At 66.0% G+C, this 25790-nt stretch carries 30 protein-coding genes and 1 riboswitch; of the genes, 17 read left to right on the top strand and 13 right to left on the bottom strand.

All coding sequences use genetic code 11. The features are described from left to right. The first annotated feature begins 22 nt into the window (after positions 1–22). From ASG75_RS00390 to ASG75_RS00380, 3 genes are read left to right on the top strand one after another with little or no spacing between them, the layout of a single operon-like run. On the top strand, positions 23–898 hold the full coding sequence (locus ASG75_RS00390) for an SPFH domain-containing protein (RefSeq protein ID WP_056384686.1): 876 nt from the start codon (positions 23–25) through the stop codon (positions 896–898). A 9-nt stretch (positions 899–907) separates the two neighbouring features. Then, complete coding sequence (locus tag ASG75_RS00385; RefSeq protein ID WP_056384684.1) at positions 908–1102, top strand: hypothetical protein; 195 nt, start codon at positions 908–910, stop codon at positions 1100–1102. 25 nt (positions 1103–1127) lie between these two features. Further along, a complete protein-coding gene (locus tag ASG75_RS00380) occupies positions 1128–1898 on the top strand; it encodes a CPBP family glutamic-type intramembrane protease (RefSeq protein WP_056384682.1) in 771 nt (256 codons plus the stop codon). Here ASG75_RS00380 and ASG75_RS00375 read toward each other — a convergent pair. Next, positions 1895–2308 carry a hypothetical protein gene (locus ASG75_RS00375; protein WP_056386880.1) on the bottom strand — a complete coding sequence of 138 codons (414 nt, stop codon included), beginning with the start codon at positions 2306–2308 and terminating at the stop codon, positions 1895–1897. The genes ASG75_RS00380 and ASG75_RS00375 overlap by 4 nt on opposite strands. Before the next feature lie 49 nt (positions 2309–2357). After that, on the bottom strand, positions 2358–2735 hold the full coding sequence (locus ASG75_RS00370) for a DUF423 domain-containing protein (protein ID WP_056384680.1): 378 nt from the start codon (positions 2733–2735) through the stop codon (positions 2358–2360). Between the two features lie 81 nt (positions 2736–2816). Here ASG75_RS00370 and ASG75_RS00365 point away from each other — a divergent pair, with 81 nt between their 5' ends. Continuing rightward, on the top strand, positions 2817–3434 hold the full coding sequence (locus ASG75_RS00365) for an SCO family protein (protein ID WP_056384678.1): 618 nt from the start codon (positions 2817–2819) through the stop codon (positions 3432–3434). Beyond that, entirely contained in the window at positions 3431–3940 is a 510-nt protein-coding gene (locus tag ASG75_RS00360; protein ID WP_056384676.1) for a copper chaperone PCu(A)C, read from the top strand. The genes ASG75_RS00365 and ASG75_RS00360 overlap by 4 nt, the downstream gene beginning before the upstream one ends. A gap of 14 nt (positions 3941–3954) precedes the next feature. Here ASG75_RS00360 and ASG75_RS00355 read toward each other — a convergent pair whose 3' ends face one another. The 7 genes from ASG75_RS00355 to ASG75_RS00325 form a co-directional block, all read right to left on the bottom strand. After that, positions 3955–4836, bottom strand: a complete 882-nt coding sequence (locus ASG75_RS00355; protein ID WP_056384674.1) for a cytochrome c oxidase assembly protein — start codon at positions 4834–4836, stop codon at positions 3955–3957. Between the two features lie 112 nt (positions 4837–4948). Next, positions 4949–6865 carry a Gldg family protein gene (locus ASG75_RS00350; protein ID WP_056384672.1) on the bottom strand — a complete coding sequence of 639 codons (1917 nt, stop codon included), beginning with the start codon at positions 6863–6865 and terminating at the stop codon, positions 4949–4951. 3 nt (positions 6866–6868) lie between these two features. Beyond that, positions 6869–7603, bottom strand: coding sequence for an ABC transporter permease subunit (locus ASG75_RS00345; RefSeq protein ID WP_056384670.1), 735 nt, complete (start codon positions 7601–7603; stop codon positions 6869–6871). Next, on the bottom strand, positions 7600–8547 hold the full coding sequence (locus ASG75_RS00340) for an ABC transporter ATP-binding protein (RefSeq protein ID WP_056384668.1): 948 nt from the start codon (positions 8545–8547) through the stop codon (positions 7600–7602). Before ASG75_RS00340 ends, ASG75_RS00345 begins: the two co-directional genes overlap by 4 nt. Before the next feature lie 164 nt (positions 8548–8711). Further along, entirely contained in the window at positions 8712–10079 is a 1368-nt protein-coding gene (locus tag ASG75_RS00335; protein ID WP_056384666.1) for a hypothetical protein, read from the bottom strand. Positions 10080–10308: 229 nt separating this feature from the next. After that, complete coding sequence (locus ASG75_RS00330; RefSeq protein ID WP_056384664.1) at positions 10309–10950, bottom strand: response regulator transcription factor; 642 nt, start codon at positions 10948–10950, stop codon at positions 10309–10311. 106 nt (positions 10951–11056) lie between these two features. Further along, positions 11057–12280, bottom strand: coding sequence for a sensor histidine kinase (locus tag ASG75_RS00325; protein ID WP_056386878.1), 1224 nt, complete (start codon positions 12278–12280; stop codon positions 11057–11059). Between the two features lie 198 nt (positions 12281–12478). Between ASG75_RS00325 and ASG75_RS00320 the strand changes: the two genes are divergently transcribed. From ASG75_RS00320 to ASG75_RS00300, 5 genes are all read left to right on the top strand, one after another. Next, positions 12479–13099 carry a GNAT family N-acetyltransferase gene (locus ASG75_RS00320; RefSeq protein WP_056384662.1) on the top strand — a complete coding sequence of 207 codons (621 nt, stop codon included), beginning with the start codon at positions 12479–12481 and terminating at the stop codon, positions 13097–13099. Beyond that, entirely contained in the window at positions 13096–13866 is a 771-nt protein-coding gene (gene minC / locus ASG75_RS00315) for a septum site-determining protein MinC (protein ID WP_056384659.1), read from the top strand. The genes ASG75_RS00320 and minC overlap by 4 nt, the downstream gene beginning before the upstream one ends. A 37-nt stretch (positions 13867–13903) precedes the next feature. Then, positions 13904–14719 carry a septum site-determining protein MinD gene (minD, locus tag ASG75_RS00310; protein ID WP_056384657.1) on the top strand — a complete coding sequence of 272 codons (816 nt, stop codon included), beginning with the start codon at positions 13904–13906 and terminating at the stop codon, positions 14717–14719. Positions 14720–14724: 5 nt separating this feature from the next. Then, positions 14725–15009: a cell division topological specificity factor MinE gene (gene minE, locus ASG75_RS00305; protein ID WP_056386876.1), complete on the top strand. Its 285-nt coding sequence runs from the start codon at positions 14725–14727 to the stop codon at positions 15007–15009. Positions 15010–15097: 88 nt separating this feature from the next. Continuing rightward, positions 15098–15592, top strand: a complete 495-nt coding sequence (locus ASG75_RS00300) for a hypothetical protein (RefSeq protein ID WP_056384655.1) — start codon at positions 15098–15100, stop codon at positions 15590–15592. On the opposite strand, the gene chaB is transcribed toward ASG75_RS00300, so the two are convergent. The 3 genes from chaB to ASG75_RS00285 all read right to left on the bottom strand — a co-directional run bounded on the left by chaB (position 15567) and on the right by ASG75_RS00285 (position 17444). Further along, positions 15567–15833: a putative cation transport regulator ChaB gene (chaB, locus tag ASG75_RS00295; protein WP_056384653.1), complete on the bottom strand. Its 267-nt coding sequence runs from the start codon at positions 15831–15833 to the stop codon at positions 15567–15569. The two genes, ASG75_RS00300 and chaB, sit on opposite strands and share 26 nt — an antisense overlap. A 188-nt stretch (positions 15834–16021) precedes the next feature. After that, the gene (locus ASG75_RS00290; RefSeq protein WP_200935564.1) at positions 16022–16612 is read right to left on the bottom strand and encodes a DNA-3-methyladenine glycosylase; all 591 of its coding nucleotides are present in this window, start codon (positions 16610–16612) and stop codon (positions 16022–16024) included. Further along, positions 16605–17444 (bottom strand): isocitrate lyase/phosphoenolpyruvate mutase family protein, encoded by an 840-nt coding sequence (locus ASG75_RS00285; protein WP_056384649.1) that lies wholly within the window; start codon positions 17442–17444, stop codon positions 16605–16607. Before ASG75_RS00285 ends, ASG75_RS00290 begins: the two co-directional genes overlap by 8 nt. 128 nt (positions 17445–17572) lie before the next feature. On the opposite strand from ASG75_RS00285, the gene ASG75_RS00280 reads away from it, so the two are divergent. Next, complete coding sequence (locus ASG75_RS00280) at positions 17573–18715, top strand: DUF2235 domain-containing protein (protein ID WP_056384647.1); 1143 nt, start codon at positions 17573–17575, stop codon at positions 18713–18715. 30 nt (positions 18716–18745) lie between these two features. Here the strand turns inward: ASG75_RS00280 and ASG75_RS00275 are convergent, their stop codons facing one another. After that, the gene (locus ASG75_RS00275) at positions 18746–20011 is read right to left on the bottom strand and encodes a multidrug effflux MFS transporter (protein WP_056384646.1); all 1266 of its coding nucleotides are present in this window, start codon (positions 20009–20011) and stop codon (positions 18746–18748) included. A gap of 77 nt (positions 20012–20088) precedes the next feature. Beyond that, positions 20089–20192, top strand: a riboswitch (Fluoride riboswitch). A gap of 67 nt (positions 20193–20259) precedes the next feature. Between ASG75_RS00275 and crcB the strand changes: the two genes are divergently transcribed. The 6 genes from crcB to ASG75_RS16090 all read left to right on the top strand — a co-directional run bounded on the left by crcB (position 20260) and on the right by ASG75_RS16090 (position 24994). After that, positions 20260–20646, top strand: coding sequence for a fluoride efflux transporter CrcB (crcB, locus tag ASG75_RS00270; protein ID WP_056384644.1), 387 nt, complete (start codon positions 20260–20262; stop codon positions 20644–20646). Positions 20647–20659: 13 nt separating this feature from the next. Then, entirely contained in the window at positions 20660–20998 is a 339-nt protein-coding gene (locus ASG75_RS00265; RefSeq protein ID WP_056384642.1) for a DUF190 domain-containing protein, read from the top strand. Between the two features lie 32 nt (positions 20999–21030). After that, on the top strand, positions 21031–22149 hold the full coding sequence (gene cfa / locus ASG75_RS00260; RefSeq protein WP_056384640.1) for a cyclopropane fatty acyl phospholipid synthase: 1119 nt from the start codon (positions 21031–21033) through the stop codon (positions 22147–22149). A 96-nt stretch (positions 22150–22245) separates the two neighbouring features. Beyond that, positions 22246–23286 carry a proline iminopeptidase-family hydrolase gene (locus ASG75_RS00255; protein WP_082547446.1) on the top strand — a complete coding sequence of 347 codons (1041 nt, stop codon included), beginning with the start codon at positions 22246–22248 and terminating at the stop codon, positions 23284–23286. A 167-nt stretch (positions 23287–23453) separates the two neighbouring features. Further along, positions 23454–24278, top strand: a complete 825-nt coding sequence (locus ASG75_RS00250) for a hypothetical protein (protein ID WP_056384639.1) — start codon at positions 23454–23456, stop codon at positions 24276–24278. A 65-nt stretch (positions 24279–24343) separates the two neighbouring features. Further along, positions 24344–24994, top strand: a complete 651-nt coding sequence (locus ASG75_RS16090; protein WP_157616856.1) for a hypothetical protein — start codon at positions 24344–24346, stop codon at positions 24992–24994. Positions 24995–25790: the final 796 nt, after the last annotated feature.

Below are 25790 nucleotides of genomic sequence, written 5' to 3'. Positions count from 1 at the left end.
CACCCCAAGGGAGACAACATCCATGAACGAACGCAATGGCTTTTCCGTCGCAGGCATTCCCTTCATCGGACTGTGCCTGGTGCTGGCCGGCATCGGCGCGGCCTTGCTGATCTCGGCCATCCACGCCCAGCCCGAAGCGCCGCCGCTGACCAAGCTGCTGATGGGCGTGGTCCTGCTGGCCGTCGATGGCTTCATGCTCAAGGGCTTCTTCCAGGTCGCTCCGAACGAGGGCCAGGTGCTGCAGCTGTTCGGCAAGTACGCCGGCACCGTGCGCATGGAAGGCCTGCGCTGGACCAATCCGTTCTACAGCCGGCGGCGCATCTCGCTGCGCGTGCGCAATTTCGAGAGCGGCAAACTGAAGGTCAACGACAACGACGGCAACCCGATCGAGATCGGCGCGGTGGTGGTGTGGCAGGTGCTGGATACGGCCGAGGCGGTGTTCTGCGTCGACGACTACGAGAACTACGTGCACATCCAGAGCGAATCGGCGTTGCGGCAGATGGCGCAGAGCTACCCGTACGACGCCCATGACGACGGCAAGCCGTCGCTGCGCAGCCATGGCGACGTGATCAACTCGCACCTGCGCGACGAGATCCAGGCACGCCTGGGCAAGGCCGGCGTGCAGGTGGTCGAGGCACGCATCAGCCACCTCGCCTACGCCCAGGAAATCGCCCAGGCGATGCTGCAGCGGCAGCAGGCCGGCGCGATCATCGCCGCCCGCACGAAGATCGTCGAGGGCGCGGTGAGCATGGTCGAGATGGCGCTGGACCAGCTCAGCCAGCGCGGCGTGGTGAACCTGGACGAGGAGCGCAAGGCGGCGATGGTCAGCAACCTGCTGGTGGTGCTGTGCGGCGAGCGTGGTACCCAGCCGGTGCTGAATACCGGCACGCTGTACTGACGCGTCGCGATGGCCGTCGAGAAAAAAGCCTACCCGCTGCGCATCAGCGCCACGGTGCTGGACGCAATGCAGCGCTGGTCGGACGACGAGTTGCGCAGCGTCAACGCACAGATCGAATACGTGCTGCGCGAGGCGTTGCGCAAGGCCGGTCGCCTGAAGGCCGGCCCGACCAGGCCGGCAGTCGACGACAGCGACGCGGATTGAACCGCTCACGAGGAAGTACGCACGCATGTCTGCCAACCCGTCCATCCTGCCGGTCAACGGACCGCACCTGAAACTCGCCGCGCTGTTCGGCATCGCCGGCGTGCTGGCCACGCTGGCGTTGATGCCGTACCTGATGGCGCTGACGCCGCAGAAATTCGCCGCGCTGCCGTTGCCTTTGCCGGTCATCGTGCTGGCCGCGGCAGCGCAGACCGGCATGCCGTGCTGGCTGCTGGGCTGGCTTGGCCTGTACCTGGGCGCGCCGTACGGCCTCGATGCACCCTGGCTGCGCGCCTGGGTGTACCGGCGCCCGCGCGATCCGGCACGGCGCCCGCACTGGTGGCTGGCCGTCCTGATCGGTGTGCTGATGGCGCTGCTGGTGGGCGGTTTGTCGCTACTCGGCCCGAAGCATGCGGAGGACACCATACAGGTGTGGCGTGGCGTGCTGGCTTCGTTCTATGGCGGCATCGTGGAGGAAGTGCTGTCCCGGCTGCTGCTGGTCAGCGCGCTGGTGTGGCTGCTGGCGCGCTGCAACCGGCGCGTGGCTCGACCGTGGATGTTCGTGCTGGCGATCGTGCTGGCCGCGCTGCTGTTCGGCGCCGGCCACCTGCCCGCCGCGCAGGCTGCCGGCCTGCTCGGCTCGCCGCTGCTGGTGGCGCGCATCGTGCTGCTCAACGCCGTGGTCGGCATCGCCTTCGGCGGCCTGTTCTGGAAGTACGGGCTGGAGCACGCGATGCTGGCGCACTTCTGCGCCGACCTGATCCTGCACGTGGCCCTGCCGCTGGCCGGCGGTTTCTAGCGGCCGCTCATGGCAACCGCCTGCAGCTCCGGCAACTTCAGCAGGCGCACCTTCGGCTGCTGCCGGCCCGTCACGAACAACCACGACCCCTGCTGCGCGATCGACTGTACGTCCGGCAAGCCGTCGTCCGCGCCGAGCCGCTCCAGCGGGCGGCCGTCGGTGGCGTCGTAGACCACCAGCTCGCGGGTCGCCGGATCGACCACCAGCAGCCAATCGTGATCCGCGTCCTGCCAGTGCACGAGTTGCTGGGTCGAAGGCGCTTCCGCCGCACGATCGGCAGCCGGCCAGCACCACCACAGCAAGCCTGCCGACAACAGCGCGAGCAGCACGATGACCGGCAGGCTGCGGGGAAGGTGGCCGGGTGGCCACGCCGCAAGGGATCGATGGTGAAGGGCGATCTGCGTGTTCATGCCGGCACCATCGCAACCGGCCATGACCACGGGATGACGCCTGCAAGAATTATTCGTTACGCGTGCGCAACGCCCACCCGAGCGCGAGCCAGCCGGCAACGAAGGCGAGCCCGCCGAACGGCGTGATGATCCCGACCCAGCGCGGCGCACCCAACGCCAATGCGTACAGGCTGCCGCTGAACAGCACGATGCCGACGGCGAATGCCGCCACCGCGACGCGCCCACTGCGGCCGCGCCCCAGCCCGGCCGCCAAAGCCAGCGCCAGCGCATGCCACGCGTGGTAGCTCACCGCCGTATGCCACAACTCGGTGCCACGGGCATCGAGTACGCCGCGCAGCGCATGCGCGCCGAAGGCGCCCAGCAGCACCGCGCTGGCGCCGGTGATGCCGACCAGCAGGGCGATGCGGGTACTGACAGGTTGTCGCATCGGGTTCGTATCCCTGGTCGGCGGACCCGGCAACGCGGCCGGTGTCGTATGCTTGAACGGATGAAGACCCAGGATTCTCGCATGAAGCCTCGCCACTGGCTGCGCCCCGCCCTGCTGTTCCTGTTGCTTGCCGCCGGCCTGCTGTTGGGCGGCTGCCACCGCGGCGAACCGCTGCCGTTCCGGCTGACCAACATCAGCGGACACATGCCCGACCTCGACTTCAAGCTCACCGACGACAGCGGCAAGGCCGTCACCGGCGCCGACTACCGCGGCAAGGTGGCGGTGCTGTACTTCGGCTACACCCACTGTCCCGACGTCTGCCCGCTGACCCTGGCGCAATTGCACGTGGTGATGCAGCGGCTGGGGCCGCTGGCCGACGGCGCGCGGATCCTGTTCGTCAGCGTCGACCCGGCGCGCGACACCCCGGCGATCATGCATGCCTATGTCAACGCGTTCGACCCGCGCGCGATCGGCCTTACCGGCAGCGCCCGCGCGGTCGAAGCGCTGAGCAAGCGCTACCGCTCGGCGTTCACCCGCGAGCCCAGCTCCGCCGACGGCGCCTACGAAGTCAGCCACAGCTCGGCGATCTACGTGTTCGACCGCGACGGCCGCGCCCGCGTGCTGGCCACGCCGTCCGCCTCGCAGGACGACCTGGTGCACGACCTGCACCTGCTGCTCGACACCGGAGCCACCCCATGAAGTCATCCACGTTGTCGTTGCTGCTGGCCGGCCTGCTGCTGGCCGGCGGCGCCCACGCCACCGACGCCGACCACATCCGCGCCAGCCACGCCTGGATCCGCGTGCTGCCCGGCGCGCTGCCGGCCGGTGCCTACGTCACGCTGGAAAACGATGGCGAGCAGCCGGTCGCGCTGCGCGGCGCCGGCAGCACGGTGTACGCCGAGGTGATGCTGCACCAGAGTTCGCGCGCGGGCGGCATGAGCCGCATGAGCATGGTCGACGCGCTGAACGTGCCTGCGCACGGCAAGGCGGAGCTGGCGCCGGCCGGCTACCACCTGATGCTGATGCAGCCGAACGCGCCGGTGAAACCGGGCGACACCGTCACGCTGACGCTGCAGTTCGGCGATGGCAGCACGCTGGCTACCGACTTCATTGCGCGCCCGGCGAATGCGCTGGACGCCGGCGACGGACACACCGACCACGCGATGCCGGCGATGGACCACGGCGCGATGCCGCACGACCACTGAGCCCGCGGCGAAACTCAGTCCGGCACGACCGTATCGACCACGGCCGCGCGGCGCGCCGCGGGCCGACGCAGCGGCTTGCGCGGCAAGCGACCGTTGCGCGACAGCCGCAGCCACATGCGCAGCGCCATCAGGCCACCGATCGATTCCACCAGCGCCGACGGCACCCAGATGATCACGCCGCCGATCAGCTGTCCGGTCAGCACGTTGAAGGTGAACGCGCGGCCGCAGATCTCGAAGATCGGGTACAGGTCGGTCTTGGAAAACGTGATGATTGCGCCGGCGATGATCTGCGGCGTCATCGTGATCGCCGGCGACAGCACGCGCAGCCCGGCGGTCATCCGCCCCGGCGGATGCGGCCGGTGGTCCAGCACCAGCGACCAGTAAGCGAAGCCGCTGATCAACATGCTCCAGTTCATGAAGCGGTAGATGCGCCAGTCCAGCATCGCCAGCGTCTGCATGGACGGGATCAGCCAGACCAGGATGAAGGCGATGAACAGCAACGTCGCCACGGTGGGATTCAGCAGCACCCCGGCGGTCAGCCGCCACGGCCACGAACGCTGCAGCGGCCGCAGCAGGCGCACCCGCCAGGCCAGCGGCAGGCCGGCGCGCAACACCGTGGCCGGATACGCGGTGACGATCAGCAGCGGCGCCAGGTGATGCAGCAGCAGCTGCTGGATGCGGTGCATGAAGAACTCATGCTCGGCGTAGTAATCCAGGTACGTGTGCAGCGACAGGTAGATGATCGCCATGCCGCACCAGAACGCCAGCTTGCGGCCGAAGCTCACCGGCAGGCGGCGACTGCCGCGCAGATACAGCACGCTGGCCGACACGAAGCACGCGAGCAAGACCCACGAGAACTCCCACGGCACGATCCATTTCAACAAGATTGCGGTCACTGCACCGGCACTTCTGTCTGCGCCGGCAACGGCCGGCGACCTCCCAGCATAATGCCGCGCGTCGGCAGAGTCAGCCGCAGCGGTGCCGCGCTCTTGCGACAGATTGCCGCTCTCAACGCCGCTGGCGGCTGTACCTGGTGCGCCGCCAGCCGTACAGCAGGCCGAGCAGCACCACCAGCGCCGGCACCAGCACGATGTTGATGAACTTCAGGCGCAGGCCGAGCGCGTCGATCTCGGCGTTGAGCTGGTGCTGCACGTCACGCAATTCCTTGTTGATCGCCAGCTGGCGCTGGCGGAACTGCTCGATCTCGCGGCGCTGTTCGGCGGTGGCCGTGCTGGCGTGGCCACCCTTGGCCGGCTGCAGCTCGTCCAGCCGGCGCCGGGTGTCGGCCAGTTCCTGCTCCAGTTCCTGTTCCTTCTGCAGGAATTTCTGGTCGGCCACGTTGCGCAGCGCCTGCACCCGCGTGAACGGCCGCTGCGAGGTGGAGCGGCCGCGGATCGACAGCAGCGCCGAGGAACCGCTGAGGTTGTCCACCAGGTTGGTGACGAAATCCCCGTTGTTGGCGAAGATCCGCATCATGGTCTGGCCGAGGATGGTCTGCGGCTCCACCCACAGCCGGTCGCTGAGCAGGTCGGTGTCGGCGACCAGGATCACCTCGGCATTCGGCGCCGACTTGGCCCGATGGCCCGCCACGCCGGCCCGTTCGGGGAACGCGCTCTCGAAGGTGCCGCGCAGGCGCGCCGCCAGCACGTAATGCGCGTTGTCCGGCTTGTAATCCTGCAACAAGGTCGTGGGGTCGCTGCTCGCATCCAGCACCCGCTGGGTCGCCACCACCTCGGCCTCGGCACTGCTCTGCAGCAGCGGCACCAGCCGCGTGCGCGCATCCGCGGCCAGGTCGAAGTAGCCCGTGGTGGACACGTTGATGCGCTGCAGGCTGGCGGTAACCACGTCGTTGCGATTCAGTTCCTGCGCGCCCAGGTCGAGCATCGCCGGATGGTTGAGGCTGCTGCCGGCCAGCTCAATCTGCAGCGCACGCGCGCGGTCCAGCACCACCTTGTGCGGGTCGTAACTCACTCCCCAGGCCTTGAACAGCCGCGGCAGGTCCGAGCCGTGATCGGGGAAGGTGATGCTGTCGGGTCCGTACGGCGAGGTGTCAAGCTCCGCATCGGGATCGACGAACACCGCCAGGTGGCCGCCGCGCAGCACGTACTGATCGATCGCGTACTGCGCGTCGGGCGGCAGCCGCTTGGGATGGATCAGCAACAGCACCTTGATGCTGTCGTCGACCTTCCGCAGCGTGGATGAGTCCAGCGTCTTCACGTCGAACAGCTGGCCGAGCTGCTGCAGCACCGTCCACGGCTGCTCGCTGAGCATCGGGTTGCCCGCGACCGGCAGCGAACTGATCACCCCGATCGGCGGCTTGCTGGTCTGGTTCAACTCGTACAGCAGCTTGGCGATGTCGTATTCCAGGAAGGCTTCGCGGGCCGGGTCGAAGAACGCGATCGCCAGCGTCTTTTCCGGCACGCGGTCGTCCGTGCCCTCGCTCTCGAGGCCGCCGGACATGGCGCTGCCGGCCAGGCCGAAGAACACCCGCTCGCCGTTGCTGCCGCCGTTCGCCGCGGTCAGGCCGTTGCCTTCGGCGCTGGCCTCGTCGTCGGAATACGGCACCGGGTCGATGATCTGCAGGCGGATATGCCCGTGCGAGCGCGCCACCATTTCCTGCAGCATCTCGCGCACGCGCTGCTCGTAGCTGCGCAGTTGCGGCAGGTCGCGGGTGGCGTGTTCGGAGAAATACAGGGTCAGCCGCAGCGGCCGCTGCAGCGTATCGACGATGTGCAGCGTGCCCGGCGTCAGGGTGTACAGCTTGTCGGTAGTGAGGTCGACCCGCGACGCATGCAGCCAACGGCTGCTGGCCACGATCAACGGCACGAACAGCAACACCAGCAGCACCAGCGCGCCATACAGCACACCGCGCCGGGTCAGTTGCAGCGGCGTGGTAAGCAGGCGATGCAGGCGCGAGCGGAGCATGGCTCAACGCGTCCGTTTCAGGTCGAGCAGCAGCACGCCGGTGATCAGCCAACCGATCGTGCTGAGCAGGAAGTACGTCAGGTCGCGGATGTCCAGCACGCCGCGCGCGATCGCCTCGAAGTGCCGCAGCATGGACAAGTGCGCCACCGCGTTGATCAGCTTGCGCGGCAAGGTGCCGGAGAAGAAATCCAGCACCTGCGGCTGGCCGACCAGGATCAGCAACACGCACACCAGCGCGGTGAGGATGAATGCCACCACCTGGCTGCGCGTCAGCGCGGACAGACAGGCGCCGATCGCGATGAAGCTGCCCGCCATCAGCCAGCTGCCCAGGTAGCCGGCCAGGATCACGCCGTTGTCCGGCGAGCCCAGGTAGTTGACGGTGATCCAGACCGGAAACGTCAGCACCAGCGCCAGCCCGATGAACAGCCACGCCGCGAGGAACTTCCCCAGCATCGCCTGCCACAGCGTCAGCGGCAGGGTCAGCAGCAGTTCCAGCGTGCCGCCCTTGGCTTCCTCCGCCCACATGCGCATGGTGATCGCCGGCACCAGGATCAGGTACAGCCACGGGTGCATCATGAAGAACGGCTGCAGGTCGGCCTGGCCGCGCTCGTAGAAATCGCCCGCGTAGAACGTGAGGATGCCGGCCAGCACCAGGAAGATCACCAGGAACACGTACGCCACTGGCGTCACGAAATAGCTGCGCAGTTCGCGCCGCAGCACGGCGCTGACCGGACTCATGCGTGGCCTCCGGCAAGATCGCCGTCACCGCCGGTGGTGATCTGGCGGAACACTTCATCCAGCCGGCCGCGCTCAAGCTGGATCTCCGACACCTCCAGGCCCTGCTCGCGCAGCAGCGTCTCGACCGGCTCCAGGATCCGCTCGCCCGGCTTCGGGAACACCGTGATGCGGCCATCCAGCGGATCGACCTCGATCGCCGCCACCTGCGGCAGGCGGCCCAGCATCTCCTGCGACATGCCGCTGCCCGGTGCACTGAACGACACCGCGCCGTGATAGCGCGAGCGCGCCTCCAGCTCGGCCGGCGTGGCATCCGCCAGCAGCTTGCCGTGGGCGATGATCACCACCCGGTTGCACAGCGCATGCACTTCTTCCAGCAGATGGGTGGAGATCAGGATGGTGCGGTCGCGCGCCATCGCGTCGATCAGCTGGCGCACCGCATGCTTCTGGTTCGGATCGAGGCCGTCGGTGGGTTCGTCCAGCATCAGCACCGGCGGATCGTGCAGGATCGCCTGGGCCAGGCCGACGCGCCGGCGCAGGCCCTTCGACAGCGTGTCGATGCACAGCCCCAGCACTTCCTCCAGCTGCAGCTGCTGCACCACCGCGTCGAACTGCCGGTAGCCGGCTTCGGCCTTGAGCCCGCGCATGCGCACGATGAACTGCAGGAACTCGCGCACCGTCATCTCGCCGTAGCTGGGTGCGCCTTCGGGCAGGTAGCCAAGCGCGCGCTTCGCCTTCAGCGGCTCGCGGCCGACGTCATGGCCGCAAACCCGCGCAGTGCCCGAGGTGGGCACCAGGAACCCGGCGATCATGCGCATCGCGGTGGACTTGCCGGCGCCGTTGGGCCCGAGCAGGCCGAGCACCTGGCCGGGCTCGACACGAATGCTCAGCGCGTCCACTGCGGTCAGGTTGCCATAGCATCGGGTGAGCTGGTCGGTCTCGATCATGTCCGGCGGTGGGCTGTGGCGGGGGTCGCGTCGAGCGCGGGCGGGTCTGCTGATCGACGCCGCGGCTCGCCCTGCAATGTACCGCAAGACACTGGCCTGCGGCCTGAAAAGAAAAGGCCCTTCCGGATGGAAGGGCCTTTCGACGTACTGCAGCGGCGCCCGGCTTATTCGCCGGCGCTGGCTGCCTCGGCCGGCGCGGCAGCGCTGCCGGCCGGGGCCGGTGCCGAACCCGATGCGGCCGGAGCCGCTTCGTCCAGCGTCGGCGGCTGCAAGCCGGCTTCCTGCTCCGGGGTCTGCTCCGGCGCGTTGCTGATCGGCAGGAACACGTTGTACTTCGCGTACGTGGTGATGTTGCCGCCGGCGTCCTTCACTTCCGGCGTCGCGATCAGGTCGTAGGTGCGGTTGATCACGTCGTCGTACTTGTAGCCGTGGGTCTGCGCATAAGCCTTGAGCATGTCGCGGGTCTGCGGCACGCCGGCAAAGGTGCCGTTCCACACACCCTTCAACGCTGCACCGCCGAAGGCCAGCGTGGCGCGCACGTTGCCGTCCACCACCAGGCGACCGTAGCGGTCGCGGCCGCCGGCAGCGACGCTGGCATCCGCGGCAACGGCGGCGCTGCTGGCCTCGGCCGGCGCGCCGGAGGCGTCCAGCGACGGCGGGGTCGCCGCGGTCAGCTGCTCGCTCTGGCCGTTGATGGTCAGCGTGCTGGAGTCGATCGGGAACGCCACGTCGAAGCTGTAGGTCTGGTCGCCATAGTTGGTGGTGATCAGGATCCGCGAACCGGTGACGTTCACGCCGAGCTTCTTGGCCGCCGCCTGGACCTCGGTGTTTGCCTTGACGATGGCGTCTTCCACGGCCTCCATGCCGTCCTTGCGCTGGATCGAGGTGGACACCAGCAGCACCGGGGTCGGCTGGGTCTGTTCGATGTACGGGATCAGCTGGCTGTAGTCGATGTTCGGCACGCCGGCCAGCACGTTCTGCAGGTTGTTCAGGCTGAACTGGATGAACGAGTCGGGATCGCCATGGATGTACAGGTTGGCAAAGCGGTTGACCAGGTTCCAGCCGTAGGAAACGTCATACGACCAGGTGACCTGGGTCAGCTGGCCGCGGCTGCCCTGGCGCTCCAGGTCCAGCGTGAAATGCTTGTCCAGACCGCGCCAGCTGTTGTCCAGGTTCCAGATGATGCTGGCGGTCTTGGTGTTGCTGTCGATCTTGTCGAAATCCGGCGTGGCGCTGGCGATGGTCAGGCCGCCGTTGCCGACCTTGGGGTCGGTGCTGGTCCAGCTGACCTCGGCACCGGGGCCGTACGACTTGCCGGAGAAGCTGAACTGGATGTTCGGGTCGAACGAGCGCAGCACGGAGTAGTCCGGCAACCGGCGGTAGTTGTCGAGCACGTCGTAGACCTGCCGCATGTCCTTGCCGATGACCAGCTGGCGCTCCACATGACCGCTGCCGGGCATGACCACAGCCGCCAGGACACCGATGATCGCAACGATGACCAGGGCAACAAGAAATTCAAAGACACGCATCATTCCAGAGTTCTCCGAAGCGTCTTTACGCCATACCTAGATAGTGTTGCCCCAGCCGTCCGCGCGGGCCCGCCCGAGGGTTCACTCCGAGGGCCATGGCAGGGGGTCGGCAAACGCCGAAGCAACGGATGTTACTTGCTCACGGGCTGGAACGCTATCGTCGGCATTGCCCCATCCGGAAGGCCAAAAGCGGGCTGCGGCATGGCCGCCAGCGCCGGCTCCCGGGCTTGTTTCAGACGATGCCCATTTCCAGCGCTTTCAGCACGGCACGGGTGCGGTCGCGCACGCCCAGCTTGGACAGGATGTTGGAAACGTGGTTTTTCACCGTGCCTTCGGCCACCTTCAGCGAGTTGGCGATCTCCTTGTTGCTGTAGCCGCCGGACAGCAGCCGCAGGATCTCGGTCTCGCGCTCGGTCAGCGGATCGGGCTGCTCCAGGCTGGTGAAATTGTTCTGCATCCGCGCCACCCCGGCCATCAGGCGCTGGGTGACCATCGGCGCCACCAGCGAGCCGCCGCCGGCCACGGTGCGCACGGCCTCGACCAGCTGCTCCAGCGAGACGTCCTTCAGCAGGTAGCCGCGCGCGCCGGCCTTGAGCCCCTGCAGCACCAGCTGATCGTCGTCGAAGGTGGTCAGGATGATGGTCGGCGGCAGTTCGTTGCGGGCGGACAACGCCTGCAGCACTTCCAGCCCGCTCATGTTCGGCATGCGCAGATCCAGCAGCACCACGTCGGGCTTGATCCGCGGAATGTCCTGCACGGCCTGGGCGCCGTCGGCGCACTCGGCCACCACGCGGATATCTTCAGCCAGGTCCAGCAGCGAGCGAACGCCCTGGCGCACCAGATTCTGGTCGTCGACGAGACAAACGGAAATCATCGCGGATCCTCGGGCAAACATGACTCAAGAAAGTGATATTGGCAGCTGGCGGGCCGGGTCGTTGCCAACACCGGCGCACTTTGCGCCCCAGCGCGGGCCGCCAAGATTACGACACATTCAGCGCCGGCGGCTCAAACCGCGTCGGCGCGTGCGCCAGCGCGGTGTGCTCGCCCAGCGGTAGCCGTACGGTCAGTGCAAAGCCCTGGCTCAAGCCGGTTTCCAGCGTCACGCTGCCGCCGAATTCGGCCAGCCGCTCGCGCATGCCGGACAGGCCATTGCCCGGCTCGACGTTCTCGGCACCGCGACCGTCGTCGCGCGCGTGCAGGCCCAGCAGGTTTTCCCCGGCATAGGCGAAGTTCAGCCACAGGTTGCGCGCGCCGGCGTGCTTGGCGGTATTGGTGATGATTTCCTGGGCGCAACGCAGCAGCACCTGGGCGCGGCGCGGGTCCTCCACGCTGAAGCGCGGCGGCATGATCACGTGCACGCTCAGGCCGGGCACGCCCTCGGTGAGACTGCGCAGCGCCTGGGTCAGGTCGATCGCATCGTCCTGGCGCAACTCGCTGACCACCTCGCGCACGTCGGCCAGCAGCAGCTTGGCCGTGCTCTGCGCCTTGCGCACGTGCGCGCCAGCCGCCTCGTTGGTGAGGTGGCTGGCCACCTCCAGGTTCAGGCTCAGCGCGGTCAGGTGATGGCCGATCAGGTCGTGCAGGTCGCGCGCGATGCGCATGCGCTCGGCGATCCGGCTGGACTCGGCCAGCAGGGCGCGGGTAGCGCGCAACTCGGAGTTCAGCCGGCGCTGCACTTCGCGCTGTTCGGCTTGCTGGCTGGCCGCCATCGACGCAATGTAGGTCAGTGCGGAGATGCCCAGATAGATGCTGGTCTGCAGGAAAGCCAGGCCCACGCTATGGTCGTATTCGGGGAAGTTCACAAACACCGCAACCAGGCTGAGGTTCTGCAGCACGATGCAGAGCACGCCGAGCCAGACCGGCAGCAGCCACGGCAGCGCCACCGCGCTGATCGCCATCAACATGGCCGACAACCCACTGTGGCTGTACCAGCCCACCGCCATCGCGAAGGTGCTCATCGCGACGAGCCCCAGCAGGCGCAGCCCCTGGTAACGACGTGAGCCGAGGTTGCTGGTCACCACCCAGTACAGCAGCCCGAACAGCAGGTAGCACAGCGTCCACAACAGCAGGGCAAAGTTGGGGCGGTGCAGCAGGCTCACACGTTCGGCCGCCCAGTTGGTGATCAACGGCGTGCCGACGCACAGGTAGGTAAACAACCCGGCGTAGCGCAGCAGGCGGACGTGATTGAAATTGGACAATTGCATGTCCGGCATCATAGGGGAGCGCGAAGTCCGTGCAATGCGCGGGAAGTCACCCCCTGCCGAAAGCCATGCCGAACCATTTTACGAAGCTTTCACATGTGCCCTTGCGAGATGTACGGGCCACGGCCGCATGTCATAATGCGTCCTTGTGCGAGGCTGCGGCCCGACCTCGTCCCCGATTCCATCATTGCGGAGCAACGAATGGCCCTTGCCATCCGCGACGTGCGCGAGCACGACCTGGATGCCGTACTGGCGCTCAACAACGCTGCCGGTCGCTCCATCCTCGCCCTCGATATAGCCCAGTTGCGCTACTTCCACGAGCACGCCGAGTATTTTCGCGTGGCCGAGATCGACGGTCACCTGGCCGGGTTCCTGATCGCGCTGCGCGAAGGCAGCAGCTACGACAGCCCGAACTACCGCTGGTTTGCCGAACACTACCCGCAGTTCGTCTACATCGACCGCATCGTGATCGCCAACGCCTACCGCCGCCACGGCCTGGGCCGCATCTTCTATTGCGACGTGCACAGCTACGCCGAGGTGCGCGTGCCGCTGCTCACCTGCGAGGTGTTCCTGGAGCCGCGCGACGACGTGGTGGTGCTGTTCCACGGCACCTACGGTTTCCAGGAAGTCGGCCAGCAGCGCATGGGCGAACACGGCCCGCAGGTCAGCCTGCTGGCCCGCGACCTGCCCAGCTACGCCTACGTGCGCGACACCTGGCTCGAGCACGGCGGCCTGCCCGACGTGCCGTGGCTGGCCGAACGCGAGCACCGTTTCCTGCACGACAGCACCTCGCGCCGCGCCGCCGGGGAGCGGCACGCATGAGCGCAAAAATGGATACCGCCGACGCCTGCGATCTGCGCTTCGGCCAGGTCGGCATTGCCTGCGTGCGCGTGCGCCGGGTCGACGCCGCCGCGCTGTGCGACGAACTCGAACGCCGCGTGCGCGCCGCGCCGCAGATGTTTGCCCGCGCCGCCGTGGTGCTGGACCTGAGCCACCTGCTCGACCTGCCCGACGACGGCGCCGTCGATGCCTTGCTCGAAGCGGTGCGCAGCGCCGGCATGCTGCCGGTGGGCCTGGCCTACGGCACCAGCGAGACCGAGGCGCTGGCCAAGCGCATGGGCCTGCCATTGATCGCCAAGTTCCGCGCCGCCTACGAGCCGGCCCAGGGCAACGCGCCCGCCGCCGAACCGGCCCGGCACGCCGAACCCGCCCCGGCGGTGCAGCGCGAGCCGATCCTGTCCGCGCCGCCTCCCGGCAGCATGCAGGGCGCGCAGCACCATGCCGGCTCGGTGCGCTCGGGCCAGCAGATCTACGCGCGCGACCGCGACCTCATCGTCACCGGCGCCGTCGCCAACGGTGCCGAAGTGATCGCCGACGGCAACATCCACATTTACGGCGGCCTGCGCGGCCGCGCCATGGCCGGCGCGCAGGGCGACGCGAAGGCGCGCATTTTCGTCTCTGACTTTCGCGCCGAGCTGGTGGCGATCGCCGGGCAATATCGCGTGTTCGAGCAGATTCCCGACGACCTCGAGGGCCAGTCCGTGCAATGCTGGCTCGAAGGCGACAAGCTGTTGATCGCCAAGCTGTAATCACCTACAACAAAAACAACTATGCGGAGATGGGCCCTTGACTGCTGAGATTATCGTTGTCACCTCCGGCAAAGGCGGCGTCGGCAAGACGACGACCAGCGCCTCGCTCGCCACCGGCCTGGCCATGGCCGGCAAGAAAACCGCCGTCATCGACTTCGACGTCGGCCTGCGCAATCTCGACCTGATCATGGGCTGCGAACGGCGCGTGGTGTACGACTTCGTCAACGTCGTGCACGGCGAATCCACGCTGAAGCAGTCGCTGATCAAGGACAAGCGTTACGACAACCTGTACGTGCTGGCCGCCAGCCAGACCCGCGACAAGGACGCGCTGACCCAGGAAGGCGTCGAGAAGGTGCTCGACGGCCTGTCCGAAGACGGCTTCGACTACGTTGTCTGTGACTCCCCGGCCGGCATCGAGAAAGGCGCCCACCTGGCGATGTACTTCGCCGACCACGCGGTGGTGGTGGTCAACCCGGAAGTGTCCTCGGTGCGCGATTCCGACCGCATCCTCGGCCTGCTCGCCAGCAAGACCCGGCGCGCGGAGAAAGGCGAAAAGCCGGTCACCCAGCACCTGCTGCTGACCCGCTACAACCCGGCGCGCGTGGCGATCGGCGAAATGCTCAGCGTCAAGGACGTCGAGGAGATCCTCGGCATCGAGGTGGTCGGCGTGATCCCCGAATCGGAGAACGTGCTGACCGCCTCCAACAACGGCATTCCGGTGATCGTCGACGCCAACTCACACGCCGGCCAGGCCTACGGCGACACGGTGGCCCGCATCCTCGGCGAAGAGCGCCCGTTGCGCTTCATCGACGTGCCCAAGAAGGGCTTTCTCCAGCGCGTGTTCGGAGGTTGATCACGATGGGTATTCTCGATTTCCTGAAGCGCAAGCCCGAAGCCACCGCCACGGTGGCGCGCGAGCGCCTGCGCATCATCGTGGCGCAGGAGCGCTCCACCCGCGGCGCACCGGACTACCTGCCGATGATGCGCAACGAACTGCTTGAAGTGATCAAGAAATACGTCCACGTCGACCTCGATGCGATCAACATCAACTTCGAGCGCGACAGCGGCCACGAGATCCTCGAACTCTCGGTCACCCTGCCGGAAGGCAAGCTGGCCGCCAAGAGCGAAGCCAAGACCGGCTGAGCGATCGCCGACAGCCTGACCGCCGGGCGACCCCGCGTCGCCCGGCGCCCTTTCCCACCGAAGTCATCCGCGCCCGCCGCGCACACCCATGCACCCCGCCACTCCTCCTGTCTCCGGCGACCCGGCCAGCACCGTGATGCGTGTGGGCCAGGTCGGATTCGACGCGCCGGCCGCCCTGCTCGGCCGCTTCGGCCTGCAGCTTCAATGGGTGGCGCCGGGCGAACCGATCCCCGGCAGCTTCTGGGGCGACGAGGAGGCCGGCATCATCGGCGCCACCGTCTATGCCCGCGACGACACCCCGGTGCATTCGCTGCTGCACGAGGCCGGCCACCTGATCGTGCTGCCGCCGGAAAGACGTCCAGACGTCCATACCGACGCCACCGACTCGATCGAGGAAGAAGACGCCACCTGCTACCTGCAGATCGTGCTGGCCGACGAACTGCCCGGCGTGGGGCGCGAGCGCCTGATGGCCGACATGGACGCCTGGGGCTACACGTTCCGGCTCGGCTCGGCCCGCGCATGGTTCGAGCAGGATGCGGACAACGCCCGCGAATTCCTCAAGGCGCGCGGCCTGCCGTCCTGACCTTCCGCGACGGCGACTGCGCGTGCCAGTCGCCGTCGGCGCCCTTGCGGTACTGCTTCTTCACCGCCGCCCAGGCCACCTTGTGCGCGGCCTCTTCGCGCGACTCGTCGCCACGGCGCGCGTCCTTGTCGGCGTACTCGTTCCAAGCGCTGTTGAACGCCTCCTTGTAGATCTCCTGCGCGTGTTTCGGCACGTGATCGCGCACGGCATCGGGCAGCTCGCTGATGGATGCATATGGCATGGCTCGAGCCTCGCAGCTGAAGAAATGATGTGCCGCTACCGTGTGCCACGCGCGGTCAAGCCGTCGTCAACTTCATGTTGCCGCCGCGGTAACCGCGGCGCTCCGTCCTGGGAATCTCGAAAACTCCGATGCCGTCATTCCCGCGAAAGCGGGAATGACGAGAAAAAAGGGGGCATTCGCGGTTCCCTTCAGCGGCGCGAGACGTGCGGGTCGCCCGGCACGTACCAGCGCCAGGGCTCGTCGGCCGCGCGGGTGATGCCTACGCGCGTCGTCGCCACGGGAGCCGCGGGCGGCGGCATGCCGTCGTCGACGATGCTGAATCCGCTGGCGCCTCCGACCAGGTCGATGCCGTCCTGCGCGCGGCCGATGTCCAGCGCCTGGCACAGCCGCGCCGGCCCACGGCACAAGTCGCGATCGCTGCGGCAACTCGTTCGCGCCGCACGCATCGCGGGCAGTCCGTCCAGCGGCGCCAGCGCACGCAACAATACCGCGACGCCTTCGCCCTCCTCGCCGCACACCGGGTTGCAGCACCAGTGCATGCCATAGGTGAAATACACATAGAGCAACCCCGGCGCGCCGAACATCGTCGCATTGCGCGCCGTGCGGCCGCGCCAGGAGTGCGCCGCCGGGTCCACCGAGCCGCAGTAAGCCTCAGTTTCCACAATGCGACCGCTGCGGCCGTCCGCACTCAGCAGGATCTTGTTCAGCAGGTCGGGCGCGACCTCGCGCGGATCGCGCCGGTAGAACGCGCGATCCAGTGCCACGTGACGATCAGGCATGCACGAACATCCGCTGCACGTCCGCGTAGGTGAAGTCTGCAGCCAGGCTGTCGAAGCGGCCGCTTTCAAGCATGGCGCCTGCCGCCCGGTCGACCGCGGCCAGCGCCAGTGTGGCAAGACGCGTCGCCGTGCTCACGCGGGCCACGCCAAGGCGCGCCAACTCGGCCAGGCCCGGCACACCCGGTCCGGCCGCGACGTTCACCGGGGCGTCGATGGCCTGCACCAACGCGGCCAGCGTGGCACGGTCATCGAGGCCGATGGGATAGATGCAGTCCGCGCCCGCCGCCAGATAGGCCTGTGCACGCTGCACCGCATCGGCAAGACGCTCGGCCGGAGCGGCGGCATCGTGCTGCATCCAGTTGTCCACCCGCGCGTTGATCACGATCGGCACGCCAGCCGCAGTGGCCGCCCCGCGTGCGGCGCGGATCCGTGCCGCGGCCTCCTCGACGGGCCGCAGCGGGCCGTGCCCGGGGCGGCCGTCTTCCAGGTTGATGCCCACCGCGCCGGCCGCGATCACCGCCCGCACCGTGGCCGCCACGTCCGCCGGTGCCTCGCCGTAGCCGGTCTCGATATCCGCCGTCACCGGCAGCTCGACCACCCGCGTGATCCGCGCGATCGCCGCCAGCACCTCGGCCAGCGGCGCCTGTTCGCCGTCGGCGTAGCCGAGCGACCAGGCCACGCCGGCGCTGGTGGTGGCGATCGCCGCAAAACCGCGCTGCGCGAACAGCCGCGCGCTGCCCGCATCCCAGGCATTCGGCAACAGCAGGATCGCCGTGCGATCGTGCATCTGCCGGAACGCCTGCGCCCTGCCGATCTGTACTTGCATGTCCATCCACACACCCGCTGACGATGACGAAACCTGCAGCCTACGCCGCTTGCGTCTTGTCCGGCACTGGTTCCCTCCCGCGTTGCGGCCTAGAGTTGCCGCTGGCAACCCGACGCACCGCGCTGGAGGGAACCATGGCCACACGCAAGCTGGTACTGCTGTTCGACGGCACCTGGAACAAGCCCGAGTCGAACACCAACGTGGAACGCCTGCGCCAGCTGATCGCGCCGCACGATGCCGACGGCAGCCTGCAACTGGTCAACTACATTCCCGGTGTCGGCGTGAAGCGCGGCATCACCCACCTGCTCGGCGGCGCGTTCGGCTACGGCCTGTCCGACAACGTGATCGATGGCTACCGCTGGCTGTGCGAGACCTGGCAGCCCGGCGACCAGCTCTACCTGTTCGGCTTCAGCCGCGGCGCCTACAGCGCGCGCAGCCTCGGCGGGCTGATCCGCAAATGCGGCTTGCTTCGGCGCGGCGCCGACGACAGCGTGGCCAAGGCCGATGTCTCCGCCGCCTACGATTTCTACCGCGACACCCGAAGCAAACCCGACGACCCGATCGGCGTGGAATTTCGCGCCAGCCATTCGATCGAGGTCGACATCCACTTCATCGGCGTGTGGGATACCGTCGGCTCGCTCGGCATTCCTGACACCGCCTCGTGGTTCCCGTACGCCCGCTCGCGCTACCAGTTCCACGACACCGAGCTCAGCAAGATCGTGAAGTACGCGTACCAGGCGCTGGCACTGGACGAACATCGCGCCGACTTCGTGCCCGCGGTGTGGACGCGCAACCCGTTCACGGTGAAGCCCGGCGAAACCCTCACCTCGAAGAAGTCCGAGCAGATCGAGATCGAGCAGCGCTGGTTCATCGGTTCGCACTCCGACGTCGGCGGCGGCAACGACTGCGACGGCGCCGGGCGCAAGCCCGATCCGCTGCCCGACCTGCCGCTGGCATGGCTGCAGCGCAAGGCGATCGACGCCGGCATGACCTGCAGCAAGCTGCTGGTTCCCGCGCTCGATGCCGACAGCGGCGTGCCGCGCAACTCGTACGCGGAATTCATGAGCGGCATCTACAAGGAATTCAAGTCGCCGATCGACCGCCTGCTGGGCACCGGCGTCAACGAAAAGATCGACGATTCGGTGTGGCAGCGCTGGCGTGCCGACGCCGGCTACCGCTCGCCGCCGCTGGTGCGGGCGCTGGCCGACGCCACCGTGCTGATGTCGGCGGATGCCGTGGTGCAGAACCCCGCACCCCAGCCGGGGTCGCCGGCGTAACTCCCGTCACCCTCGATCCTGCGCCGGCCATCAGCGCGGTTCGGCGATCTCCGCCTGCATCACCACCGCCGCTTCGGCACCGGCGGCAGGCTGCACCAGCTGGCGGGTCACGCCGTGGTACCACCACCACGCCAGCACGCCGACCAGGGTCAGCGTCGACGCGCCCAGCGCCAGATGCAGCATGCTGGCCGACAGCAGCGGCGACATCACCCCGGCCACGAAGCTGCACAGCAGCAGGCTGGCAAACGCCTGCACCGAGGAAATCCCGCCGCGATGGTGCGGAAAACGATCCAGCAGCAACAGCGTGAGGGTGGGGAACGCCAGCTGCACGCCGATGCCGTGCAGGATCAGCGGCAGCATCGACCATGGTAGCCGCGGCGCGGGGAACGCCAGCGCCAGCAGCAGGTGCGCCGCACAGGCCAGCAGCATCACCGCGTAACCCAGGCTCACCGTGAACTTCGCGCTGCGCCGTTCGGCCATCCGCCCGGACAGCCAGGCGCCGCCGATCAGGCCGGTCACCACCGGCAGGAACAGCCACGGAAAACCCTGCGCCGACAGCTGCAGCAGTTCGCGCACGATGTGCGGCGCCGAGGCGATGTACAGGAACAGCCCGGCGAAGTTGACCGAGCTGGCCACCAGCAGCGGCCAGAACCGCCGGTCGCGACCGAACGACAGGTAGCCGGCCAGCAGCGGCCGCGGCGCAAATCGCGTACGCCGCGCCGGCGGATGGGTTTCGTCCAGGAACAGCTGCAACGCCAGCGCCAGCAGCACGGTGAAGCCCGCCAGCAGCCAGAAGATGCCGTGCCAGCTGCCCAGCGGCAGCAGCAGCGCGCCGACCATCGGCGCGATCACCGGCGCCACTCCGAAGATCATCATCACCTGCGACATCAGCCGCTGCGCGGCCGGCCCTTCCAGGCTGTCGCGGATCACCGCGCGCCCCACCACCAGTCCGGCGCCGGCGCACATGCCCTGCAGGCCGCGGCAGGCCAGCAGCATCGTGAACGAGGTGGACACCGCCGCGCCCACCGAAGCCAGCGCATACACCAGCATGCCGGCGATGATCACCGGCTTGCGCCCGATCGCGTCGGAGATCGCGCCGTGGAACAGGCTCATCGCGGCATACGTGACCAGGTACACGCTGATCAGCTGCTGCAGCGCCGCGGCGTCCACGTCGAAGCGCGCGCCGACCAGCGGAAACGCCGGGAACACTGCGTCGATCGAGAACGGCCCGATCATCGACAGCGCGGCCAGCAGCCACGGCAGGCTGCGTCGCACGGTGCGATGGGTTGGGTTCATGGCGGCACGGGGCATCGACGGGGCCGTGCAGTATAGCGGCCACCCTTGACGGCGGGACCGCCGGATCAACTAGGATTGGCCGCGCGGGAGATGGCATGCCTCCCGTTCCGGAGCCTGCGGGCACACCGGGACAAACCGCTTCTCGTGATCCCGCGTTGAAGTTGATGATGCCTGCTCCCCCGGTTTCCGGCGGTGCAGGCGCGCCTGCCCGCGGCAACCGGACACTTTCATTGTCAGGAGGCGCGCACGTGGGCTGGAACGGATTTGTGGCAATCGGCGTCGGCGGCGCCCTGGGCTGCTGGCTGCGCTGGGGGCTGGGCATCCTGCTCAACCCGCTGTTTCCCACCCTGCCGCTGGGCACGCTGGCGGCGAACCTCGTCGGCGGCCTGCTGATGGGCTGCGTGATGGGCCTGTTCGATCATTTCCAGGCACTGTCGCCGGCGCTGCGGCTGTTCGTGTTCACCGGTTTCCTCGGCGGCCTCACCACGTTCTCCACCTTCTCGGCCGAGTCGGCCACCCTGCTGCTGCGCCAGCAGTACCTGTGGTTCAGCGGCCACGTGGCGGCGCACCTGGCCGGCTCGCTGGCGATGACCGTGCTCGGCATCGCTCTCACCCGCAGCCTGCTGCGGCATTGAACGGGAGCAGCGCATGAACCAGGAAACCCTGCAACACGGCGTGCACCTGTACTTCTACTGCCACTCGCGCGCGAAACACGACGGCATGCTGCTGTCCGAGTGGCTGCTGGAACAGGCCAAGGCGCACGGCCTGGGCGGCGGTTCGGTGTTCCGCGCGATCGCCGGCTTCGGCCGGCACGGCGTGCTGCACGAGGAACAGTTCTTCGAGCTCGCCGACGACCTGCCGGTGAAAGTGGAATTCCTGCTGCGCGAGGAACAGGCCGATCTGCTGCTGCAACTGGTGCGCAACGCCGGCGTCGACGTGACGTATGCACGTTCGCCGGCAAGCTTTGCGGTACTCGGCGGCGACTGACCGCCACGATTCCACCCACGACGAGGCCACGCATGAGCCAGGACGATCTGAAAAATCGCGCCAGCGAACTGCTCGAACAGGCCGGCATCCGCATCGACGGCGATGCCCCGATCGACCTGCGCGTGCACGACGAGCGCCTGTACGCCCGCGTGTTCGCGCACGGCTCGCTGGGCCTGGGCGAGGCCTACATGGACGGCTGGTGGGACGCCGACGACCTGCCCGCGATGTGCACCCGCCTGCTCACCGCCGGGCTGGACCAGGAACTGAAGACGCTCGACACCCTGCTCGCCCACCTCAAGGCGCGCTTCATCAACCTGCAGCGCGGCGAGCGCGCATTCGAGATCGGCAAGGCCCACTACGACCTCGGCAACGACCTGTTCCACGCCATGCTGGGCAAGCGCATGGTGTATTCCTGCGGCTATTGGGCCAAGGCCGACAACCTCGATGACGCGCAGGCGGCCAAGCTCGACCTGATCTGCCGCAAGCTGCAGCTGAAGACCGGTCAGCGCGTGCTGGACATCGGCTGCGGCTGGGGCGAGGCGCTGAAATACGCAGCCGAACACTACGGCATCGAGGGCGTCGGCATCACCGTGTCGCAGGAGCAGGCCGAGTACGCACGCGAACTGTGCGCCGGGCTGCCGATCGAAATCCGCCTGCAGGACTACCACGACGTCGAAGAGCATTTCGACGCGGTGTACTCGCTGGGCATGTTCGAGCACGTCGGCGGCAGGAACTACCGCGCGTATTTCGAAACCGTGCGGCGCTGCCTGAAGGACGACGGCCTTTCGCTGCTGCATTGCATCGGCAGCAACAGCGCACCGGCGCAGACCGATCCGTGGATCGACAAATACATCTTCCCGAACTCGATGATCCCCGCCGCCAGCCAGGTCACGGCCGCGCTGGAAGACCTGTTCGTGGTCGAGGACTGGCACAACTTCGGCGCCGACTACGACCGCACCCTCACCGCCTGGCGCGCCAACGTCGAAGCCGCCTGGCCCAGCCTGCCGGCGAGCTACGACGAACGCTTCCGGCGCATGTGGCGCTACTACCTCGCCGTCTCCGCCGCGGTGTTCCGCAGCCGCCGCGACCAGCTGTGGCAGATCACCCTGAGCCCGCACGGCGTGCCCGGCGGCTACCGCGTGCCGCGCTGACGCGTGCCGCACTGAAGCCGCATGCGCTGCCCGCTGGTTGCCGGCAACGCGACCGCGCCGCATAGTTCGGGCTGATCTTGCACCGGGGGAATACCGATGAAGCGTTGCATCGCCACCTTGCTGGCCGGCCTGGCCCTGGCCGCCACCGCCGCCATGGCCAGCGGCCCCACGCCCGCCACCACCGCGCCCGGTGCCGGCTACTTCGACCACAGCGGCCGCGACGACGTGCTTGCCGGCGGCGTGAAGATGATCCCGATCACCACACCCAAGGGCACGTTCCGCGTCTGGACCAAGCGCGTGGGCAACAACCCGAAGCTGAAGGTGTTGCTGCTGCACGGCGGCCCCGGCGCCACCCACGAATACTTCGAGGCATTCGACAGCTATTTCCCGGGCGCCGGCATCGAGTACTACTACTACGACCAGCTCGGCTCGGCCTACAGCGACCAACCGAAAGACGATGCGCTGTGGACCATCGACCGCTACGTCGACGAAGTGGAACAGGTGCGCCAGGCGCTGCACCTGGACAAGAACAACTTCTGCCTGCTCGGCCACTCCTGGGGCGGCGTGCTGGCCATCGAATACGCGCTGAAATACCAGCAGCACCTGAAGTGCCTGGTGATCTCCAACATGGTCGACTCGATCCCCGCCTACAACGACTACGCGCACAAGGTGCTGATGCCGGCGATGGATCAGAAACAACTCGCCGAAGTGCAGAAGCTGGAAGCCGAACACCGCACCGACGACCCGCGCTACATGCAAATCCTCACCCCGATGCACTACGAGCAGCACGTACTGCGCATGCCCTCGGCGCAATGGCCCGAGCCGGTGACCCGCTCCTTCGGCCACATCAACGAGCAGATCTACGCCTTGATGCAAGGCCCCAGCGAACTCGGCGCCAGCGGCCGCCTGCTGAACTGGGACCGCAGCAAGGACCTGCACCGGATCACCGTCCCCACCCTGGTGATCGGCGCGCAACACGACACCATGGATCCGAAGTACATGGCCGGCATGGCGAAGAAACTGCCGCATGGGCAGTTTTTGCTGTGCCCGAAGGGGAGCCATATGGCGATGTATGACGACCAGCAGGTGTATTTCGATGGGTTGATCGGGTTCTTGCGGGGCGTTGAAGCGAAGTGACGCAAAAGGTGCGTCGAAACGCTGCGGGATTAGGCTGCGGCGTTAGGCTGCGCATGGCAAGCCAAGGTATTGATTCAAAAAGCGACGACTGGAAAAGTGACACCGCAGACACGGGATAGGCTGCAGGATTACACTGCGATTTGAAATCTACTTAGCGTTAGCCTCCTATGCATCTTCTTAACTACGTTGCGATGATTCCCAATGTTGTCTGGGCTGCCATATTGGCATCAGCCCTTACCTTCTTTGGGGTGATGCTTTCAAATAGGAGTAACACGAGCCGTCTCATCAAAACGTTGGCGCATGAATCTTCCGAGAAGGACAAAGACCGAATACATTCTCTCCGAAAAGACGTCTACCTGCGCGCCGCGGAAACGATGGCTGAGGTCGGCAACTACCTCGGTAAGATTCCACAACTTGACCCAACGAAAGAAAATATTGCCGATGGCCTGTCAGGTTTTTTCGGGGCGTCAATAAAGCTTCAGCTCGTTGCGGAGTCCGGAACAGCCAAGCTGGCAAACGAATTGACAGCTAGATACACCGAGATGCTCTTTTCACTGCTCGCTAAGGCCTCTCCGGTTCATACATTGCAAGCATCCATACAGATCGCAGGTGAGTTCTACGACCAGAAGCAGTCAGAAGTAGTGCGCGTGCTAGCGGAAATGACTCAACTCAATGAGTCTGGTTCCGCTGATCCGTTGCGTTTCGAGGCCCTAAAACGATCCTTCGACAATTCTCAACAGGCCGCTACGCAACTTAGCGAAGATAGGATCAAGAGCTTCGAGGAGCGCAACCTTGCGATGCGCGAATACACAATTGCCCTACTGAAAGAGATGCGCTCGGTTGGTCCCCTGCAAATGCGTCTTACCGCCGCAATTCGTGGTGAGCTTGCGCTGGCAACAGAAGCATCTGACTATGAGGCGGAAGCTCAGGCTAATTTCGAGCGGATCGACCGTTCTATGAAGGAACTACTTGCAACGCTCGAAAAAGGCTAACAAATCAATCCAGCGGACGCGCTACGCGCGCCGCTGATTTCAGGCGTTAGTGCGAAGGGGAATTTGTGGCTTCTACTGAAGAATTAATTGCACAAATAGAGCGCGTGCTCACGAAATTTCCAGCCGTGGCCGCCACGTGGCACTCCAGCAATGTTGTCTCTAGGTTCAGAGACACGGTTGCGTTTTCAGCACTCTGTACTGAGTGTATTGCACTTGGCAACTACATTTATGGCGCGGACCATGTGCAAGCTCGCAGCTTGGCAAGAACTGTCTCGCAGGAAACCCTATTTCATCTTCAATCTGCCGAAGGAATTCTTCATGGCACATTGGAAGCGCTGAGGCACGGTCTCCTAGCAGAGCTACGAACTCAAGTACTGCTCGATATCAAGTCGGATTTTATCAGTGCCGCAAGCCAGGCGCTCGACAACGGCGGTACAGAGGTGGCAGCGGTCCTGGGTGCTGCCGTTCTTGAGGATTCAGCGAAGCGCCTTGCGGAAAAGCACGAACTTACTACGGTGCTCAATCAAGAATTTAGCGTCGTTGTCGTGGAGCTATTCAAGGCCGGCGCCATCACTAAAGCAACAAAAGGTATTCTTCTTGGGTTTAAAGACTTTCGCAATTCGGCCTTGCACGCACAGTGGCACGAAGTATCGGCTGAAAGCGTCCGGAGTCTTTTATTGTACCTTCCGCAGTTCATGGAGCAATATGAGGCTTAGCGCTAACAACTCGTCCGAGGCGGACGGCTTCGCCGCCACTTAACTCCAGCGTTGGGGCTAACGTGCCAGCTTCTCTCGAACATCGATTTACAGAATTCTTGAAGAGCCTTCCCGACTCGGAGTGGCTTGATTCCCCAGAATTCTGTTTTCCGCCAAAAACTAGAAAAGCTGACTTTCTTCTGTATCAACGTAGCGTCATTGTCGAAGTCAAGACAGTTACGAACGACCCGCAACCGAAGATCGATCGTCGGCTAGATCAGCACCTGGAAGATTCGGGCATCATTGTCTTTGGCACTATAGTGAGTACGCAGCTATTCAAAGATCAAACCGATAGCGATAGGTTCCATCATAAGATTCTCAGAGATGTCACGCGAAACACCGAGGAGATGTGTCGATCTGCGAACGAGCAAATTATGCATACCTCGCAGCATCTTGGCATTGACTCCACCGGGCTACTGATCATCTTAAATGAGAGCATTGCGCCCCTCGATCCGGGGGTTGTCGCTTACCGGGTCTGTGAGTACTTGAACAAGAAGTCACGACACATCGATTATTGCTTACTTGTCTTCGAGTCTCATGAGATCAGTAATGGCGGGGATCGCCAGAACCAAATGCTAGTGATTTGTGCTTGCCGCACATTCAAGCACCTCGCTGATGGTTACATAGATCGGCTTATGCAGCGCTGGGCAGAGCATAACGGATCCGAGTACATCAGGCGGGATATCTATGATCCCACAGCTATTGACTATCATCCAAAGCGTTAGCCCTAACAGTTTCGTAAGAGACTTCCGATCAA

It is taken from the genome of Rhodanobacter sp. Soil772 (assembly GCF_001428385.1).
Taxonomy (GTDB): Bacteria; Pseudomonadota; Gammaproteobacteria; order Xanthomonadales; family Rhodanobacteraceae; genus Rhodanobacter.
Note: the sequence above shows the minus strand (reverse complement) of the source record. Positions and strands in the feature narration are given on the sequence as shown.

Bases quoted from the DNA above. Each gene is read 5' to 3' on its own strand.
- ASG75_RS00390 (WP_056384686.1), top strand. From the start codon at position 23: ATGAACGAACGCAATGGCTTTTCCGTCGCAGGCATTCCCTTCATCGGA.
- ASG75_RS00385 (WP_056384684.1), top strand. From the start codon at position 908: ATGGCCGTCGAGAAAAAAGCCTACCCGCTGCGCATCAGCGCCACGGTG.
- ASG75_RS00380 (WP_056384682.1), top strand. From the start codon at position 1,128: ATGTCTGCCAACCCGTCCATCCTGCCGGTCAACGGACCGCACCTGAAA.
- ASG75_RS00375 (WP_056386880.1), bottom strand. From the start codon at position 2,308: ATGAACACGCAGATCGCCCTTCACCATCGATCCCTTGCGGCGTGGCCA.
- ASG75_RS00370 (WP_056384680.1), bottom strand. From the start codon at position 2,735: ATGCGACAACCTGTCAGTACCCGCATCGCCCTGCTGGTCGGCATCACC.
- ASG75_RS00365 (WP_056384678.1), top strand. From the start codon at position 2,817: ATGAAGCCTCGCCACTGGCTGCGCCCCGCCCTGCTGTTCCTGTTGCTT.
- ASG75_RS00360 (WP_056384676.1), top strand. From the start codon at position 3,431: ATGAAGTCATCCACGTTGTCGTTGCTGCTGGCCGGCCTGCTGCTGGCC.
- ASG75_RS00350 (WP_056384672.1), bottom strand. From the start codon at position 6,865: ATGCTCCGCTCGCGCCTGCATCGCCTGCTTACCACGCCGCTGCAACTG.
- ASG75_RS00345 (WP_056384670.1), bottom strand. From the start codon at position 7,603: ATGAGTCCGGTCAGCGCCGTGCTGCGGCGCGAACTGCGCAGCTATTTC.
- ASG75_RS00340 (WP_056384668.1), bottom strand. From the start codon at position 8,547: ATGATCGAGACCGACCAGCTCACCCGATGCTATGGCAACCTGACCGCA.
- ASG75_RS00335 (WP_056384666.1), bottom strand. From the start codon at position 10,079: ATGATGCGTGTCTTTGAATTTCTTGTTGCCCTGGTCATCGTTGCGATC.
- ASG75_RS00330 (WP_056384664.1), bottom strand. From the start codon at position 10,950: ATGATTTCCGTTTGTCTCGTCGACGACCAGAATCTGGTGCGCCAGGGC.
- ASG75_RS00325 (WP_056386878.1), bottom strand. From the start codon at position 12,280: ATGCAATTGTCCAATTTCAATCACGTCCGCCTGCTGCGCTACGCCGGG.
- ASG75_RS00320 (WP_056384662.1), top strand. From the start codon at position 12,479: ATGGCCCTTGCCATCCGCGACGTGCGCGAGCACGACCTGGATGCCGTA.
- minC (WP_056384659.1), top strand. From the start codon at position 13,096: ATGAGCGCAAAAATGGATACCGCCGACGCCTGCGATCTGCGCTTCGGC.
- minE (WP_056386876.1), top strand. From the start codon at position 14,725: ATGGGTATTCTCGATTTCCTGAAGCGCAAGCCCGAAGCCACCGCCACG.
- ASG75_RS00300 (WP_056384655.1), top strand. From the start codon at position 15,098: ATGCACCCCGCCACTCCTCCTGTCTCCGGCGACCCGGCCAGCACCGTG.
- chaB (WP_056384653.1), bottom strand. From the start codon at position 15,833: ATGCCATATGCATCCATCAGCGAGCTGCCCGATGCCGTGCGCGATCAC.
- ASG75_RS00290 (WP_200935564.1), bottom strand. From the start codon at position 16,612: ATGCCTGATCGTCACGTGGCACTGGATCGCGCGTTCTACCGGCGCGAT.
- ASG75_RS00285 (WP_056384649.1), bottom strand. From the start codon at position 17,444: ATGGACATGCAAGTACAGATCGGCAGGGCGCAGGCGTTCCGGCAGATG.
- ASG75_RS00280 (WP_056384647.1), top strand. From the start codon at position 17,573: ATGGCCACACGCAAGCTGGTACTGCTGTTCGACGGCACCTGGAACAAG.
- ASG75_RS00275 (WP_056384646.1), bottom strand. From the start codon at position 20,011: ATGAACCCAACCCATCGCACCGTGCGACGCAGCCTGCCGTGGCTGCTG.
- ASG75_RS00265 (WP_056384642.1), top strand. From the start codon at position 20,660: ATGAACCAGGAAACCCTGCAACACGGCGTGCACCTGTACTTCTACTGC.
- cfa (WP_056384640.1), top strand. From the start codon at position 21,031: ATGAGCCAGGACGATCTGAAAAATCGCGCCAGCGAACTGCTCGAACAG.
- ASG75_RS00255 (WP_082547446.1), top strand. From the start codon at position 22,246: ATGAAGCGTTGCATCGCCACCTTGCTGGCCGGCCTGGCCCTGGCCGCC.
- ASG75_RS00250 (WP_056384639.1), top strand. From the start codon at position 23,454: ATGCATCTTCTTAACTACGTTGCGATGATTCCCAATGTTGTCTGGGCT.